Consider the following 17,653-nt stretch of genomic DNA (forward strand, 5'->3'; position numbering starts at 1 on the left):
CGCGCCGTGGCGGGTGGGACGCCCGCCACGGCCGCTCCCATGAGGAGGACACGTGGAACACCAACCGAGGACGGGGTTCCTCCGGGTGCCCGGGGCGCGCCTGTACCACGAGGTACGGGGGTCGGGAACGCCGCTGCTCATCATCCCCACCGGCAACGGTGACGCGGCTCCGTTCGCTCCGCTCGCGGACCGGCTCGCCCGGCGGCACACCGTGATCACCTACGACCGCCGGGGTTTCTCCCGCAGCACGCTCGAGGGGCCCGTCCAGGACGACCGGCGGATCGGGGAGGACGTCGAGGACATCCGCGCTCTCCTGGACCACCTGTCGTCGGGGCCGGCCCACGTGTTCGGCAGCAGTTCCGGGGCGATCATCGCCCTCGCGCTGGTCGAGCGGTACCCGGAGGGGCTGCGCACCGCCGTCTCCCACGAGCCGCCGCTGGCCTCGGTCATGGCGGACTCCCGGCGCTGGCTCGGCTTCTACCGCGACCTCCACGCCACCTACCAGCGGTCGGGTGTCGAGGAGGCACGCCGGATGTTCAGGACGGCGATGGGGATGACGACGTCGACCCGGGCTCCCGCGCACACCGAGCAGTCCCCGGAACGCCTGGCGGAGATGCTGGACCGCCTGCGCCGCAACCAGCTGTTCTGGTTCGAACACGAGGTGATCCCCTACCCGGCCCACCGACCGGACCTGGACGTGCTCCGGTCGGTCTCGGACCGGCTCGTGCTGGCCGGGGGAGCGGACTCCCGTGAGCACTTCCCGTACCGGCCCAACCTGGTGCTCGCCGAGCGGCTGGGCCTCGACATCACGCACTTCTCCGGCGGTCACGTCGGCTACGTGACCCATCCGGACGAGTTCGCGGCGGAGCTGGGCGGACTGCTGCGGGCCCGGGAGCACTGAGGCCCGCGGATCGCCGGCCCGCACGGGATCGGCTTGTCGGTGGACAGGTCGTGGACGGTGAACCGTGCCTGGTTGTCCGTCAGGCGTAGTAGGTGGTCCAGTCCCTCGGTCCGTTCTTCCGGCGACGCGCCCCGGGACTGGTCCCGGGGGCGCCGGCGTGTCCCGTGGCCACTCCGCCGCGGACCGCGCCGGGGTCGTCCCCGAGCAACCGGTACCCGGGCGGCGCAGCGTGCCGTCGGAGCCTCGCCGCCGCGGTGGTCCCACCCTCCCCGGGGTGAGGAACGGCCGGTCGGCACTCCCGTGGCCAGGGGCGGACCGGTGTCGTTCCGGGAGCGGGGGACCGGCCGACGCCGCCCCACCGGGATGAGCCGGACGAGGTCCTCCCGCCGGCCGGCGACCCGAGCCGGAACGCCCAGAGTGAACGCGCACCGCAGCCCAGCCGGAACGCCCAGACCGAACGCCCCACCGCGGCCCGGACTGAACGCCCCACCGCACCCCTGCCCGGGACGACCGGAGCGGAGGCGGGGCCGCGCCCAGCTCGGCGGTCGGGACGTGGTGGCCTCGAACGGGGTCACCCGGCGCACCCGAGGTGGTGGCACGGGCCCACTCGCACCCTCGGCGGCTCACGCGCCCGAGTCGCGCGACGAGCCAGGCCGGTGCCCGGTCCCGGGCGACCTCGGAGGACCGGGGGTCGACCGGGTGGCCCGCCGAGGGGCGGCCACCCGCGTCCGCGCTACCGCCAGGTGCTGGCGCGGCCGAGGGAGGCGGTCGGGGCTGGCGCCGGCCCGAGCGGAGCGGAGCACCCTGCATCGCCGACCCGGCCCCTGGTGCGCCCCCGGTGGGAGCGCACCTCGGGGTCGGGGACGTGGTCAGTCGAGGTCGGCCAACAACGCCCGCAGCGCCGGTTTGTCCGGTTTCCCCACCGGGGTGTGCGGCATGTCGCGGATGATCTCAAGGCGTTCGGGGATCTTGAACGCCGCCACCCCGCGCGCGGTCAGCGCCGCGGCGATCTCGTCGAGGGACGGCGGTCGTCCCGGGTGGGGACGCACGAACAGGCACACGCGTTCGCCCACCTCCGGGTCGGGGGCCGCGATCGCGGCGGCCTCGGCGACCGCCGGCAGTTCCTGCACCAGCGTCTCGATCTCACCGGCCGACACCTTCTCGCCAGCCCGGTTGATCAGGTCCTTGACCCGTCCGCACACGACGACGTCGCCCTCGGCCGTGAGGCGCACCAGGTCCCCGGTGCGGTAGAAACCGTCGGAGGTGAAGGAGACCGCGTTCTGCTCGGGGACGCCGTAGTACCCGCGCGGCGTGTACGGACCCCGGGTGAGCAGTTCACCGACCTCCCCCGGCCGCACCGGGTGGCCCCGTTCGTCCACCACGCGCAGCTCGTCGTACGGGCTGATCGGGCGTCCCTGTGTGGTGTGCGCCACCTCGGGAGGCGCGTCGGTCGGGGTGTAGCAGATCAACCCCTCCGCCATCCCGTACACCTGCTGGACGCGGCAGCCCAGCGCCGGTCCGATGCGTTCGGCCACCGAGGGCGACAGCACCGAACCACCGACGTGGACGAACCGCAGGCTGGACAGGTCGTGCCGGGTGTCCTCGGCCGCCGCCACCCAGCGCAGCGCCACGGCCGGGACGGCGGAGGTGACCGTGACCCGCTCCGCCTCGACGGCGGGGAAGACCACCGCCGGGTTAGGGGTCGGCACCAGGACGACCCGTCCTCCCGAGTGGAGGGTTCCCAGGATCCCCGGTGACGCGAGGGGGAAGTTGTGCCCGGCGGGCAGGACCGCCAGGTAGACGGTGCCCTCCCCGAAACCGCAGGCATCCGCGCTCCGGCGGATGTTGTACTCGTAGTCGTCGTGGGTGCGCCCGATGACCTTGGGAACCCCCGTCGTGCCACCGGAGAGCAGGAACAGGGCCACGTCGGAGGACGGGGGCGCCTGGGCGTCCAGGGTGCGGCGGCGTCGCCGCTCGTCCCCGTCCGGGCGGGCCAGGTGGCGGACGTCGTGGCACCCGGGCCGGACCTCGTCCCCCACGACCAGCACCCGGGCGGGGGAGGGGAGGGCCTCGGCGACCCGCACGGCGAGGTCCTGGTGGTCGTGCCCCCGCCATTCGTCCGGGACGACGACCGCCCTGGCGTCCACGTGCGCGCCGATGGACGACAGTTCGTACTCGCGGTGTGGCGGCAACATCATCACCGGCACGACACCGACGCGGAGGCAGGCCAGCGTGACGACCACGAACTCCGCCACGTTGGGCAACTGCACGAGGACGGCGTCGTGGCGGCGCAGGCCGAGCCCCAGCAGGTTCTCGGCCAGGCGGTCCACCGAGGCCGCGAGGTCGCGGTAGGTCAACCGCCGCTCCCCGTCCACGATGGCCACCCGGTCCCCCCAGCGCCCGGCCCACTCCCAGGGCAACCGCCCCAACGGGCGACCGAGCCAACAACCGTTCCGCCGGTGGGTCTCGGCCGCATCGGCCGGCCACGGCACCACCAGGTCCGGGTTCATCGTGCCTCCCCGTTCGTGTCGTCTCCCGACCCGGCGCGCTCCACCAGCAGCGCGGCCACCGAGTCGATGTCGGGCTGGTCCCAGAACAGCGTGGTGGGCAGCGACAACCCGAACCGGCGTTCCAGCGCCCGCCGGATGCGCACGGTCATCACCGAGTCCACGCCCATCTCCACCAGCGGCCGGCGGGGGTCGACGTCGTCCGCCGGGAGCCGGGTCTCCTCCGCCACCTGGCGGCTGATCTCCTCGACGAGCGAGGCGTGCGACCCGAGGGCCTCCCGTGCCGAGGGTGACGACGCGCCAGCGCCCTTCCCGGCCTGGTCGGCGGCGTGGTCCACGCCGAGCTCCGAGAACAACGGGGGCCGTCGGTCACCCGGGCCGAGCGGGACGGTGCGCAGCACCGCGACCTGGGCCCGCTCGTGGCGGGCGGCCAGTTCCCACGCGGGGAACGCCTCGGTGGCGGTGATCTCCCGGGTGCCCCGCGCGGCCAGCTCCTCGGCGATGACACCGGTGCTGCGCGCCATCCCCAAGCCCCGCCACGAGGTCCAGGACAGGCTCAACGCGGCCAGGTCCCCCCGCGACCGCCGGTGCGCGGCCACGGCGTCGAGGAACGCGTTCGCCGCGCCGTAGGCGGCCTGCCCGGGAAGCCCGAGGAGGTGCCCGCAGGAGGAGAACAGGACCAGGAAGTCGACCGTGCCCGGCGGGAACAGGTCGTGCAGTACCCACGCGCCGTCCACCTTGGGGCGCAGGACGGCGCGCAGCGACGAGGCGTCGAGCTCCCGCACCACCCGGTCGTCGAGGACCCCGGCGGCGTGGACCACACCCCGGATCGGGGGCAGTCCCAGCGCCGAGGGGTCGAGCAGGCGAGCGGAGGCGTCCCTGTCCGCCAGGTCCACGGCGACCACCACGACCGCCACCCCCCGCCGTTCCAGGGCGCGCACCGCCTCCACCCGGCCGCGCTCGTCCGGATCGGACAGCGAGTCCCAGGTGCCGCGGGGCGGCAGGCCGCGCCTGCCCGCCAGGACGATCCGCCGGGCACCCCGCCCGGCCATCCACCGCGCGACCTCCAGGCCGAGCGCGCCGAGCCCGCCGGTGACGAGGTAGGTCGCCTCGGGGCGGAACGTCGGCTCCCGCCCCGTCGGGACGCCCGCCAGCTCCCGCATCCGGGGAACCTCCTGCGTGCCGTCCCGCACGGCGACGACGTCCTCGCCCGGGCCCGCGCGGAGCACGTCCACCACGGTCCCGGCGTCCCGCACCGGGTCGGCGAGGTCGATCACGCCTCCCCAGAGCTCGGGGTGTTCCCCGCCGACGACGCGACCGAGCCCCCACAGCGCCCCGTGGACGAGGGACGCGGTGCTCCTCGCCTCCCGGACGGCGTTGGTCACGCACCACAGCCGGGCGCCGTTCCCACCCGGTGCCGAGGCGAGGCGCCGAGCGGTGTCCGCCAGCAGCCAGGTCGCCGCGCTGGTCGCCTCCGCCGGCCCGGCGCCGTCCGCGCCGTCCGCGCCGTGCTCGCCGGGGACGACGACCACCGCCACGTCCTCGGCGCCCTCGGCGGCGTCCAGCCCGTCGGCGTCCGCCACGACCACGTGGGGGAGGCCCGCCGCGTCGAAGGCGGTCCCCACCGCCCGCCGCGTCGGGGAGTCCGGTCCGACGAGGACCGCCAGTCCGGGGAGCCGGCCGGCCGGGGCACTCGGGAGACCCCGGGGCCGCCACGCCACCTCGTGCAGCAGCGCCCCCGGATCGTGGGAGGCGGCGATGTCCCCGTCGAGCACCCCGTACCGCAGCCCGGCGATCCGGCCGACCAGGCGCCGCTCCCGGTCACCGATCAGCACCTCCACGGTGTCCTCATCGGTGACCTCGACGCGGACCACGGCCTCGCCCGGTGGGCGGGGTGCCAGCCAGACCCGGCGGATGTGCGCCGGCATCCGCAGCGACCGGGAACCGGGGAACACCGCGGACGCGGTCGACAGGGCCGCGTCCAGCAGCGGGGCCCAGCTGTGCGGGGCGGCCCCGGGATCGGCGACCACGGTCGCCTCCACCCGCGACGGCCCACCCCGGAGCCGTTCCACCGCCCACGGGAACCCCATGCCCCCGACGCCGCGTTCGGCGAGCACCTCGACGACCCAGGACGTGGGCAACTCCGGCAGGTCGTCCCCGGCCGGCACCCGGGGGTCCGCGCCCTCCGGCGCCGCTTGCCCGTCGTCGTCCTCGGCGGGCAGCCTCGCGGTGGTGTGGGTGACCCAACCCCGGTCGTCGACGTCGTCCTCGTCGAGGCGCGCGGAGATCTGGAGCGCGCCGTCGCGCAGGGTGACCTGGACGTCCCGGGGAGCGGAGAGGCTGACGGGCGTCCGCAACGCGACATCGGCGATCCGGTGGGAGTCGTCTCGGGACCCCGCGGCGGCGAGGAGGGTGCACAGCAACACCGCGGCGGGCACGATCTCCACCCCCCGCACGGGGTGCTCGCCGGGGAAGGGGCGGGACTCGCGGTCCAGCCTGGTCACCCAGACCTGGGCCCCCGATCCGTCGGTGAGCCGCAGCCGGGACCCGAGCAGGGTGTGCCGGGCCGGGTCGTGGCCGGCCCCGAACGTCGACGGGCGTCGGTGTTCCTCCACCCAGTGCGGTCGCCGGTCCCAGGGGGTGGTGGGCAGGTCGACGAGGGCGCCCCCCGGCCAGTGCCGCGTCCAGTCGACGTCGGCGCCGTGGCAGTACAGCGCGCCGAGCCCGCGCGACAGCGCTTCTCGTTCGGGGCGGCCCCGGCGCAGCGAGTGCGTGACGAACGCGTCGTCGATACCGAGGTGCTCCAGCGTCTCCCTGAGCGAGTGCTCGACCACCGGGTGCGGGGAGACCTCCAGGAACAGGCGGTGACCGTCCTCCACCGCCGCGGCGACGGCGGAGGCGAAGCGGACGCGGCCACGCAGGTTCAGCGCCCAGTAGTCGGCGTCCCGGATCGCCGCCGACCTCGGGTCCGGATCGGCCGTTCCGTACACCGGCAGGGCCGCCGCGTCAGGGGCCAGGTCGGACAGGCCCTCGCGCAGCGGGTCCAGCAGCGGGTCCATCGCCGGCCCGTGGAAGGCGACGTCCGCGTCGACGCGGCGCACGGCGACCCCCTGGTCCCGCCACCGCGCGCACACCTCTGCGACGGCCCCGGCGGGACCGGAGATCACGGTGGACGACGGGGAGGCCTCGACGGCGACGACCACGTCGGGGTGGTCGGCCAGCCGCCGCTCGGTCTCCTCGGCGGGCAGGCGGATCATGGCCATGCCGCCGTGCCCGGCCACCCGCCGCAGCAGCGCGGAACGCCGCGCCACCAGACGAGCGCCCTGCTCGAGGGTGAGGACACCGGCGGTCACGGCCGCCGCGATCTCGCCCACCGAGTGGCCGAGGACGGCGGCCGGTCGTAAGCCGAGCGAGGACCAGACGGCGGCGAGCCCCGCCTGGACGGCGAAGATCAACGGTTGGACGACGTCGGCCGACCGGGGGAGGTCACCGAGCAGCGCGGCCCTCGGGGAGAGACCCAGTTCCGCCTCGAACAGGGGGGCGATCCGGTCGATCGTGGCGGCGAACTCGGGGGAGCCGGTCAACAGCTCCCGTCCCATCCCGGTCCACTGCGACCCGTGCCCCGAGAACACCCACACCGCACCCAACGCGGAACCGGGCAGGACCGAGCCGACCAGCGCGTCGGCGTCGGCCTCGGCCACCTCCCGAAGACCCCGGGCCAGTTCCGCGCCGTCCCGGGCGACGACCGCCGCCCGGTGGGTGAGGTGGGAGCGGCGGCGGGCCAGCGTGTGGCCGAGGTCGCCGAGCGGGCTCCCGACCCCTGCGAGCCGGTCGGCCAGCCGGCCGGCGTGCCGGCGGACGGCGGCCGCCGACCCCGCCGAGACGGGGTGGAGGGCGGGCGGAGCGGTCGGGACGAGGCCGTGTCCCGACGGGTCCGCGCCGCCGGGGTCCTCGGGCCGTCGTTGGTCTGGCGGGTCCGCCTCCGCCAGCACGACGTGGGCGATGGTCCCGCCGTAGCCGTACCCGGAGACGCCGGCCAGCCGGGGCCGGTCGGACCTCGGCCAGGGGGTCGGTTCGGTCACCACGCGCAGGCCGGAGTCCGCCCAGGCGACGGCCGGGTTCGGCCGGGTGAGGTTGACGGTCGGCGGGATCAGCTCGTGGCGGAGCGCGAGCACCGCCTTGAGGACCCCGGCGATGCCCGCGCCGGCCTCCAGGTGACCGATGTTGGGTTTCACCGAGCCGGTGAGCAGGGGCCGCTCCGGCGGTCTGCCCCGGCCGAACACCGACGCCATCGCCCCGGCCTCGACCGGGTCGCCGGTGGGGGTGCCGGTGCCGTGGGCCTCCACGTAGTCGACCTCAGACGGGTCGACTCCGGCGTTCTCGCAGGCCCGTCGCATCAGCCGCGCCTGCGCGGTCCCGTCGGGGGCCATGATCCCGCTGGTCCGGCCGTCCTGGCGCACGGCGCTGCCCCGGATGACCGCGAGGACGCGGTCGCCGTCGCGGCGGGCGTCGGACAACCGCCGGAGCACCACCATGCCGGCGCCCTCGCCCCGCCCGTACCCGTCGGCGTCGGCGTCGAAGGTCTTGCACCGCCCGTCGGCGGCGGTCGCTCCCGCCGCGTCGAGCACGAGTGACAGCCCGGGTGAGGTGATCACCAGGACGCCGCCTGCCAGCGCCACCGGGCACTCGCCCGCCCGCAGCGCCTGCACCGCCAGGTGCAGCGACACCAGTGACGAGGAGCAGGCCGTGTCCACGGCCATGCTCGGACCCCGCAGGTCCAGGGCGTGCGACACGCGGTTGGCGACCCCGCAGTGGGCCGTGCCGATCCCCGTCCACGCCTCGATCCGGGGGAGGTCCTCCAACAGCCTGCGGCCGTAGTCGTCCGATCCGACGCCGACGTAGACGCCGGTGTCCGTGCCGGCGAGGTCGGTGGGCGGGATCCCGGCGTGCTCCAGCGCCTCCCAGGACACCTCCAGCACCAGGCGTTGCTGCGGGTCCATCTGCGCCGCCTCGCGTGGCGTGATGCCGAAGAAGTCGGCGTCGAACCCCCGGACGTCGCGCAGGAACGCGCCCCGCCCTGGGGCGCGGCGCACCGCCGCCGCGTGGTCCGGGCCACGTGCCGCGTAGGACTCCCAGCGGTCTTCGGGGATGTCGTCGACGGTCACGCCACCGGTGCTCAGCAGGTCCCAGAACGCCTCCGGGGAGTCGACGTCCCCGGCGAATCGGCATGCCATCCCGATGACGGCGACGGGCTCGGAGGAACTCATCGTGGGGACAACCTCCTTCGACGCCGCCGGTGCCCCTCACCACGGCGGCGTTGGTGGGAACGATCGGGGGCGCGGTTACTTGCGGCCGATGACCAACGTGTGGCTGAACCCGAGGTCGTCGTGGCGTTCGACGTGGGAGAAGCCCGCGTCCCGGACCGCGCGTTCGACGTCGCGCGGCGAGTAGGTCATGCCCTCGCCGGAGGCGAGGGTGAGGAAGTAGGGGGAGACGAGACCGGCGCTGAGCGAACCGGTGCCCTCGTCGTTGGAGACGAAGTTGTAGACGAGGCAGACGCCGCCCTCGGGCAGGGCGTCGTGGCAGCGCCGGAGCAGCTCGGTGTTGCGCTCCAGCGACCAGATCTCGAAGAGGTGGAAGAACAGGATCGCGTCGGCGTCGCGGGGGAGGTCCACGGTGAACAGGTCGCCGGGGTGGAAGCGCATGCGTCCGAGGAGCTCGGGGTCCTCCACCCGGGAGGAGGCGAGCCGGGTGACGCTCTCCTGGTCGACGACCGTCACGGTGAGCTCGGGGTAACGCCTGGCCAGTTCGCGGCCGTTGGTGCCGTCGCCGCCACCGAGGTCGACGAGGTGGCGGACGCCGGAGAAGTCGTGGAAGTCGAGGATCCGCGCGAAGGCCTTCCGCGAGGCGTCCCCCATGTTCGCGTAGAAGACCTCCTGGAGCCGGGGGTGCGCGGTGAGGCGCTCGTAGAGCGTGGTGCCGGGTCCCGGGATGTGCCGGAGCCCGACGTTGGTGCCCTGCCGCATCGACTCGGCGAAGTCCCCCATCGACTGGTTGATGACCTCCGCCTGGACGTCCAGCAGCGGCCCCAGGAACCGGGGAGCGTCGCGGAGCATCTTCCGGCGGATCACGGGGCTGTTGACGTAGCGCTCGCCCTCCCTGGTCACCAACGACAGGGAGGCGAGCCCCAGCAGGAGGATCCGCGCGGGTTGTTCGGCGACGCCGATGGCGTCGGCCACCTGTTCCAGGGTCAGCCCGTTCTCGGCCTCGAGCCGCTCGAACAGGTCGAACTCCATCGCGGTGCGCAGGAGCTCGAAGGCGGTCGTGCCGTGGATGATCAGCCGGAGGTAGTCGGCCTCGCTCAGGGTGACGTCGCCGCTGCCGGTCATGGTTCTCCTTGCCGGTCCGAGGGGAAGAGGGGGTCGAGGCCGCTTCCCGCCGGCGCCGGACGGGGGCCAGCCGAGGGGACCCGAGCGGTGGGTGCCGGGGCCGAGCTGCTCGCTCGTCCGCGTCCGGAGGCGCCCGTCCGGGGCGTCCCTCGGCCCCGCTGTCGGGGTCAATCCTGATCGCGCGGCGACCGCCTCGCACCTTCCTCCGTGCGGCGACGGACCAGCGGAGCGACCTGGGCGGCTCCCGGGCCGAACCGGCCCCCGGCGGCGGGGACCACCCCGTCGGCACCAAGGCACCGTCGCTGAACCGGGTGAGCCTTCTTCCGTCGTGCTTGACCTCAACGGACGAGACCGGTATAAAACCGCAAGGTAATAAACCCGGGGGGTTATGGACGATGGACTCCGACGTGCTCGACAGGACGTTCGCCGCGCTCGCCGACCCGACCCGACGCGCCATCCTCGCCCGCCTCGCCCAGGGGGAGGCGACCGTCACGGAACTCGCCGCGCCCTTCGCGATCAGCCAGCCGGCGATCTCCAAGCACCTCAAGGTGCTCGAACGGGCCGGTCTCGTCGTGCGGGGCCGCGACGCGCAACGCCGCCCCTCCCGGTTGGACGTCGCCCCCATCCGCCTGGCGGTCGACTGGCTGGAGGAGTTCCGCTCCGCCAGTGAGGAGCGCTTCCAACGGCTCGACGCCGTCCTCGCCGACCTCAGGGCGGAACGCGACGGGAAGTCGGACGACCACTGATGTCACTCGCCGGCGACGCCACCTCCACGCGCGTCACGACCCCCACGGACCGCGAGATCACCCTGCGCCGGTCCTTCGACGCCCCCGCGCGACTGGTCTTCGCGGCCTGGACCGAACCCGACCTGCTGGTCCGCTGGTTCGGCGCGCGCGGGTGGAACCTGGTGGCCTGCGAGGTGGACCTGCGGGTCGGCGGCACCTGGCGCTTCGTCTCCCGAGGCCCGGGCGGCGCGGAGATGACCCAGTCCGGGGTGTACCGCGAGATCGAGACACCGGGCCTGCTCGTCCACACCGAGTCCTACGACGGCGCCGAACACCCCGACCTCACCTCGCTCGTCACGACGAGGTTCGTGGAACGCGCCGGTCGGACCACCGTCACCAGCACGATCCTGCACCCCTCCCCGGAGGCGAGGGACAGGACGTTGCGCACTCCGATGGAGCGGGGACTGCGGGAGAGCCACGCCCGGCTCGACGCCCTGCTCACATCGGTCGGAGGACTCCGGGCGGGCGTGCGCCCAGGCCCGGACGGCGGAAGCAACATCGGAATCAGGCAGGAAGGAGCCACACGCATGAACTGGACCCTGGAAGTCGTCGCGATGCCGGTCAGCGACATCGACCGCTCGAAGAAGTTCTACGGGGAGCAGATGGGTTTCGTGGTCGACCACGACACCCGGGTGGACGGCGGCCCCGGCATCGTCCAGTTGACACCGAGGGGGTCGGGCTGTTCCATCGTCCTGGGGGTCGGCCTGGTGGAGATGGAGCCGGGCTCGATGCAGGGGCTCCAGCTCGTCGTCCGCGACATCCGCGCGGCCCGGGAGGAACTGCTGGGCCGGGGCGTCGAGGTCAGTGAGGTCCAGGTCCCCGGTCCGGAGGGCTTCCGGCCGGCGGAGGAGGGCGAGGACCTGAACAACGTGGGCTTCGCGTTCTTCTCCGACCCCGACGGCAACCGTTGGGCGCTCCAGCAGATCTCGTCCCGCACCTGATCGCCGGGCTCGTACTGCTGGTGGCACTCGGCTCCGGCCGAGGCGAGAGCACAGGGATGGGTGGATGACGACCACACTCACGGCCGACCATTTCGTCGAACGCCTCGAGGAGCACCGCTCCGAGGAGGAACTCCAGAAGATCCAGCGCTACTTCAAGTCCGGTGCGGGGGAGTACGGAGAGGGCGACACCTTCCTCGGCGTCCGCATGGGACAGGTGTTCGCGCTCGCCAAGGAGTTCATCGACATGGAGCCGGACGAGGTCGAACGGCTCCTGGAAAGCCCGATCCACGAGGTCAGGGCTGGCGGGCTGAGCATCATGGACAAACAGGCCCGGCGCAGGAGGACCCCGGAGTCGAGGCGGCAGGAACTGTTCGACCTCTACCTGCGGCGGATCGACCGGATCAACAACTGGGACCTGGTCGATGTGGCCGCCCCCCACGTGGTCGGCGGCTACCTGTTCGACAAACCCCGCGACATCCTCTACGAGCTGGCTCGCTCGTCGAACATCTGGGAACGCCGGACCGCGGTGGTGAGCACCTTCTACTTCATCCGGCACGACCAGGTGGACGACACCTTCCGCATCGCCGAGATCCTGCTGCACGACGAGGAGGACCTCATCCACAAGGCGGTCGGAGGGTGGGTGCGGGAGGCCGGGAGGAGACAGCCGGACCGGCTCATCGCCTTCCTGGACGAGCACGCGGCCACCATGCCGCGCACGATGCTGCGTTACGCCATCGAGCACCTCGACAAGGAACGTCGCGAGCACTACCGGGGGCTGGGCAAGGCCCAGCGCGGCAGGTAGACCCTTCGGCGGTCGGGCGGAGCCGCCCACCGCCCGTGCCCTCCACGGTGTCCTCGCTCCCGTTCGCCCGCGTCGCGCCACGCGGGCGAACGGGTTCTCCGTCCGGCCGGGATCCGCCCGGTGCCGGCCAACCGCCTCTGCACGCGCCCCTCCACGCGCCTCTCCACTCCCTCCTCGGCCCGCGCCGCGTCCCCGCACGCCGCCGTCCCGGCGGAGCCCCGCCGGCCCCCGGCCCCCGACTCCCGGCCCTCGGCCCCCGTCAGGCACGACAGGAGACGACGAACCGGCCCGCCCCCCGGCACGATGGACGGTGAACCCCTCGCCCCGGCGTCCACCACGCCGCACGGCGGGAGCCGACGACGGCGGTCCCGCCGCGCCGCGCACCCGGCGCGGGACGGCGCACCGCCCGTGTCCCGCGCCGCCGGGCGCACTCCCACCGCCTCTCCCGTCGAGCGGCCCGGACCGGCCGGGAGCTGCGCCTCCCCGAGGCAGCACGTCACCGCGACCGGTGCGACGGCCGGGTCGGCCGAGGGGCTGGCACGGGCGCGGGCCGGGACGAACGCTCCTGCCGCGTCCACGCCCGTGGCCGCCGACGACAGGAGGAGACGACATGGCACAGCCGATGGACGGGTCACCGCGGGCCACGACCGAGGACCTCCCCCACTACCCCCGCCCGAGGGAGTGCCCCTACCGGCCGTCCCCAGCCCTCGCCGACCTGCGGGGCCCCCGCCCGCTCAGCAGGGTGCGGCTCTACGACGGACGCACCGCGTGGCTCGTGACGGGCGTCGAGGAGGCCCGTGCCCTGCTGGCCGACCCCCGGTTGTCCAGCCGGGCCGACCTCCCCGGCCACCCCGTCCTCCACGAGAGCCACCTCCACATGCGCGCCACCCGGGAGATGGCGCGGGAGGAGGACGGCGGCTTCGCCGGTGTCCTCTTCGGAGTCGACCCGCCCGACCACACCCGGCAGCGCCGCATGTTGCTGCCCAGCTTCACCCTGCGACGCGTCCAGGCCCACCGCGACGAGATCCAACGCATCGTCGACGAGGTCCTCGACGGCATGGTGGAACGCGGCTCGTCCGCCGACCTCGTCGACGCCTTCGCCCGCCCGGTGCCGATGATGGTCGTCTGTTCCTTCCTCGGCGTCCCCTACCAGGAACGGGATCGCTTCGAGGGGCCGGCCTCGACGCTGTTCGACCCCGCCCGCGCCGAGGCCGCCGAGGCCGAACTGACCTCCTACCTGGAGGACCTGGTCCGCAGGAAGGCCGCCCGGGAGACGGCCGAGGTCGGCGGCACCCCCGGTCTCCTCGACCGCGTGATCGACGACCACCTCAGGACGGGGGAGCTCACCGTCGACGAGCTGGTCGCGTTCGCCCTCGCCATCCTGGTCGCCGGCACCGTCACCAGCACCCAGACCCTCGCCCTCGGCACCCTCGCACTCCTGGACAACCCGGGGCAGTACGCGCTGCTGGCCAGCTCGCCGGAACTCGTGCCCGGAGCCGTGGACGAGATGATGCGCCACCTCTCGCTCGTCGAACAACTCGCCAGGGTCGCGCTCGCCGACATCGAGATCGCGGGCACGCTGATCCGGGAGGGCGAGGGAATACTCATCGGTTTCGCCGCGATGCATTTCGGTCCCGACCTGTCCTCCCACCCCGACGAATTCGACATCGAACGGCCGCCGGTGGGACATTTCGCCTTCAGTCACGGAATCCACCACTGCATGGGGCACAACCTCGCCAGGCTGGAGTTGGAGATCGCGTTCCGCACCCTCACCGGCCGGCTCCCAGGGCTGCGGCTCGCCGTGCCCGCCGAGCAGGTCCCCTGGTACGACGACCTCACCCTGGCACGGCTCCGTGCCCTGCCCGTCTCCTGGTGAGCGCCCCCGGGGCGACCGTCGGCCCCCACCCGGGAGAACGAGCAACGTGGAAGTACGAGCGGCCCGGTCCACCGATCTAGCATCGGTTGAGCGTGAGTCCTGACTCCCGGAAAAGGTGCGGGAGGAAATCACGCCATTCGCGGACATCACCGCCGCCCACCACCTCCTGCCAGCGACCCCCGTGGTCCTCGACGATGGGAAATCCCGTGACGATCCATTCCTCCGGAAAGCAGACGACGACATATTCCGCGGCCGAACTCGCCGATCTGGACCGCCGTCACCTCCTCCACCCCATGCAGGCGGACTCGGTGTCCGAACGGGTCGTGATCGTGCGGGGGAAGGGGTCGACGGTCTGGGACGCCGAGGGCAGGGAACTGATCGACGCGACAGGCGGGGGGCTGTGGCACTCCCACGTCGGGCACGGGCGGCGCGAGCTGGCCGACGCGGCCGCGAAGCAGATCGCCGAGCTGGAGTACTTCACCGCCTACCAGGAGTTCAGCACCGACACCACCGTCGCGTTGGCCGCCCGCCTCGCCGGAATGGCGCCCGGCGACCTGAACCGGGTGTTCTTCACCAGCGGTGGAGCGGACGGCGTGGAGACCTCCATCAAGGCGGCCCGCCTCTACCACGGTCGGCGCGGAGAACCGGACCGCACCTGGATCATCTCCCGCAACTTCGGTTTCCACGGCGGGAGCTACGGTGCGGGCACCCTTACGGGGTTCGACGCGATGCAGGCCGGGGTCGGCCCCAACCTCCCCGACGTCGTCAAGGTGTCCCCGCCCTACCTGTACCGAGCGTCCGAGCTCTACGGGGACGCCGACCCCACGGACTTCCTCATCGCCGAGCTGGAGGAGACGATCGACCGGATCGGACCCGACCGGATCGCGGCGATGGTCGGCGAACCCGTGATGGGCGGCGGTGGCGTGCTGACCCCACCCGAGGACTACTGGCCCCGCGTCCGGGAGGTGCTGTCCCGGCACGGCATCCTCCTCGTCGCCGACGAGGTCATCACCGCGTTCGGCCGCACCGGGTCCTGGTTCGACTCCGAGACCCGGGGCATGGACCCCGACATCGTCGTCACGGCGAAGGGGATCACCAGCGGGTACTTCTCCTTCGGCGCGGTGCTCATGAGCGACGCCATCGCCGAGGTCCTGTGCCAGGACTACGGCTTCTTCCACGGCTACACCTTCAGCGGCCACCCGGTCGGGAGCGCGGTGGCCCTGGCCAACCTCGACATCATCGAGCAGGAGGGGCTGGTCGCCCGCTCCCAACCGCTGGCGACCCGTTTCCGGGAGGGCCTGGCGTCGCTGGCCGACCACCCGCTCGTCGGTGACATCCGGGTGGAGGGCGCCGCGGCGGCAGTCGAGATGGTCCTCGACCGCGAGACCCGCGAACCGATGCCCTTCCCGGAGGTCTTCGCGTTGACCGCCAGGATCAGGGACGAGAAGGGCGTGATCGTCCGCCCCTACGCCCACAACATCATCCTCTCGCCGCCGCTGGTCATGAGCGACGACGAGGCCCGGCGGACGACCGAGGCGATCGTCGACGTGCTCGGCGAGGTGAGCCGCTGACGTCGGGGTGGCCCTCGGCGCGGGGCGGGGCGGGCGCGATGAGATCGCCCGCCCCGCCGCCGTGCGCGGGGCGTCCCGGGACCGAGGAACGAGGGACCACCGGGGCGACGGTGGGCGGTCGGCGGACCGCGGTCGCGCGGCCGGCCCGCCGGGGAGCGCGGCGCGACACGGACCCGGTGGGTGACGGCGAGGGACACCTCCGCGCCGGTCGACGGACAGCCGTCAGCACTCAGCACTCAGCACTCAGGGCCAGAGCTCAGAGCTCAGCGCCGGGACCAGCGGGACACCGGGAACGGGCCGGCCAGTCGGATCATCACCGCCCGATGCCCCGGTACCGCAGGCCCAACCGCCGCATCTCCTCGATGTCGGCCTTCGGGAAGTACCTGCGCCCGTCGAACACCAGGCACGGGTGGGCGGCCCGCGCGCGCAGCACCGCGAGATCGAGGTCGTGGAACGACCGGTGACCGGCGAGGACCGCGACGCAGTTCGCTCCCTGGACGGCGTCCTCGAGGGTCGCGCTCGGGCGGATCCCGAAGCGGGCCCGCACCTCCTCGGCGTCGGCCAACGGGTCGAAGAGCCGCACCGCGCACCCCTGCGAACGCAACGCCTCGACGACCCCGGCGACCGGGGTGTTCCGGAGGTCACCGGTGTCGTTCTTGAAGCTGACGCCGAGCACGGCCACCACCGCCCCGGCCGGCGGAACCCCGAGGCCGGCCAGCTCCGCCCCGATCAGGCGCGCCGTGTGCGTGGGCATCCCGTCGTTGACCCCCCGGGAGACCGGGACGGTCCGCAGCTCGACGCCCCGGTCGCGGGCCGCCCGCCACACCATCCACGGGTCCTTCACCAGGCACGAACCCCCCACGCCGATGCTCGGCAGCAGGATGTTGACGTGGCGGTCCCCCTTGGGGAGCTGGTTGGTGGCCCCCAGGACGTCGAGCACGTCGACGTCGAACGCCGCGCACAGCTGGGCCACCTCGTTGGCGATGGCGATGTTCGCGTCGATCCACCAGTTCGTGGCGAGCTTGGCGACCTCCGCCGCCTCCGGACTCGGCAGCGGGTGGGTGACCGTGCCCAGGGTGTCCGACCAGAAGCGGACCGTCGCGGCGGTGCTCGCCGGGCCCCGGCCCCCCACGATGATCGGGAGCGTCCGGAGCTGGGCGAGGGCGGCACCCTCGGCCAGCCGTTCCGGGCAGAAGGACAGGCCGAAGTCCCGCTCGGCGCGGAGGCCGGACCCCTCCAGCAGCGGGATGACGAGGTTCGTGGTCGTCCCCGGCGACACGGTGCTCTTGAGGATCACCAGGCACCCCGGTCGGATCCGGGCGGCGACCTGGACGCAGGCCTGCTCCAACGCACCGGTGAGCAACGCCCCGTCCTCGTCGACCGGGGTCCCGACCGTGATGACCACGACGTCGGCCTCCCGCACGGCGTCGTGGTCGGTGGTGAACGTCAGCAGGCCGGTGCCCCGCACCCGTCCGAGCGCCTCCGCCAGCCCTGGCTCCGGGATGGGGCACTCGCCCGCCCGGAGCCGCTCGACCAGCGACGCGTCGTCGTCGACGGCGACGACCGGAACGCCCAGTTCGGCGAGCGTCACGCCAAGGCAGGACCCGACATAACCGAAACCGATGACCGCGACGCGGGGGGAATCCGAAACGAATCGCATGTCTGCCTCTCCGTCGCCGTCGGCGCCGTTCTCCGTCGCGCGTGCAATGGTGGACGGCCGGCCCGGAACCGCGTGACGGACCGTGCCCGCGCGTCCATTCGACGGTAGCAGCGGGGGAACCGGGACAACGTGTCCCACAATGCTCGAAATCGCACCGGCGGAAGCGGGGGAAGAAGGTTCCCCGTCGGCCGAGGAACTTTTTTCCTCCCGGCGTTCGACGC

Annotated in this window: 10 protein-coding genes; 6 read left to right on the forward strand and 4 right to left on the reverse strand. The window is 73.6% G+C overall.

Annotation, left to right across the window (positions count from 1 at the left end; translation table 11 throughout):
• Positions 1 to 52: 52 nt before the first annotated feature.
• A complete protein-coding gene (locus ACOJVX_RS11505; RefSeq protein ID WP_026420234.1) occupies positions 53 to 901 on the forward strand; it encodes an alpha/beta fold hydrolase in 849 nt (282 codons plus the stop codon).
• Positions 902 to 1,770: 869 nt separating this feature from the next.
• Here ACOJVX_RS11505 and ACOJVX_RS11510 read toward each other — a convergent pair.
• From ACOJVX_RS11510 to ACOJVX_RS11520, 3 genes are all read right to left on the reverse strand, one after another.
• Positions 1,771 to 3,411: a (2,3-dihydroxybenzoyl)adenylate synthase gene (locus tag ACOJVX_RS11510; protein ID WP_103056874.1), complete on the reverse strand. Its 1,641-nt coding sequence runs from the start codon at positions 3,409 to 3,411 to the stop codon at positions 1,771 to 1,773.
• The gene (locus tag ACOJVX_RS11515; protein ID WP_422647518.1) at positions 3,408 to 8,675 is read right to left on the reverse strand and encodes a type I polyketide synthase; all 5,268 of its coding nucleotides are present in this window, start codon (positions 8,673 to 8,675) and stop codon (positions 3,408 to 3,410) included. The genes ACOJVX_RS11510 and ACOJVX_RS11515 overlap by 4 nt, the downstream gene beginning before the upstream one ends.
• Positions 8,676 to 8,750: 75 nt before the next feature.
• The gene (locus tag ACOJVX_RS11520) at positions 8,751 to 9,797 is read right to left on the reverse strand and encodes a methyltransferase (RefSeq protein WP_026420237.1); all 1,047 of its coding nucleotides are present in this window, start codon (positions 9,795 to 9,797) and stop codon (positions 8,751 to 8,753) included.
• 395 nt (positions 9,798 to 10,192) lie between these two features.
• Between ACOJVX_RS11520 and ACOJVX_RS11525 the strand changes: the two genes are divergently transcribed.
• The 5 genes from ACOJVX_RS11525 to ACOJVX_RS11545 all read left to right on the forward strand — a co-directional run bounded on the left by ACOJVX_RS11525 (position 10,193) and on the right by ACOJVX_RS11545 (position 15,772).
• Positions 10,193 to 10,543 (forward strand): ArsR/SmtB family transcription factor, encoded by a 351-nt coding sequence (locus tag ACOJVX_RS11525; protein WP_026420238.1) that lies wholly within the window; start codon positions 10,193 to 10,195, stop codon positions 10,541 to 10,543.
• A complete protein-coding gene (locus tag ACOJVX_RS11530) occupies positions 10,543 to 11,523 on the forward strand; it encodes an SRPBCC domain-containing protein (RefSeq protein ID WP_308208832.1) in 981 nt (326 codons plus the stop codon). Before ACOJVX_RS11525 ends, ACOJVX_RS11530 begins: the two co-directional genes overlap by 1 nt.
• A gap of 64 nt (positions 11,524 to 11,587) precedes the next feature.
• On the forward strand, positions 11,588 to 12,325 hold the full coding sequence (locus tag ACOJVX_RS11535) for a DNA alkylation repair protein (RefSeq protein WP_026420239.1): 738 nt from the start codon (positions 11,588 to 11,590) through the stop codon (positions 12,323 to 12,325).
• 610 nt (positions 12,326 to 12,935) lie between these two features.
• Complete coding sequence (locus tag ACOJVX_RS11540) at positions 12,936 to 14,201, forward strand: cytochrome P450 (protein WP_026420240.1); 1,266 nt, start codon at positions 12,936 to 12,938, stop codon at positions 14,199 to 14,201.
• 206 nt (positions 14,202 to 14,407) lie between these two features.
• On the forward strand, positions 14,408 to 15,772 hold the full coding sequence (locus tag ACOJVX_RS11545; protein ID WP_248783961.1) for an aspartate aminotransferase family protein: 1,365 nt from the start codon (positions 14,408 to 14,410) through the stop codon (positions 15,770 to 15,772).
• A 313-nt stretch (positions 15,773 to 16,085) separates the two neighbouring features.
• Here ACOJVX_RS11545 and ACOJVX_RS11550 read toward each other — a convergent pair whose 3' ends face one another.
• The gene (locus ACOJVX_RS11550) at positions 16,086 to 17,432 is read right to left on the reverse strand and encodes a nucleotide sugar dehydrogenase (RefSeq protein ID WP_422647519.1); all 1,347 of its coding nucleotides are present in this window, start codon (positions 17,430 to 17,432) and stop codon (positions 16,086 to 16,088) included.
• Positions 17,433 to 17,653: the final 221 nt, after the last annotated feature.

Source organism: Actinoalloteichus caeruleus (genome assembly GCF_049311605.1).
Taxonomy (GTDB): domain Bacteria; phylum Actinomycetota; class Actinomycetes; order Mycobacteriales; family Pseudonocardiaceae; genus Actinoalloteichus_B; species Actinoalloteichus_B caeruleus.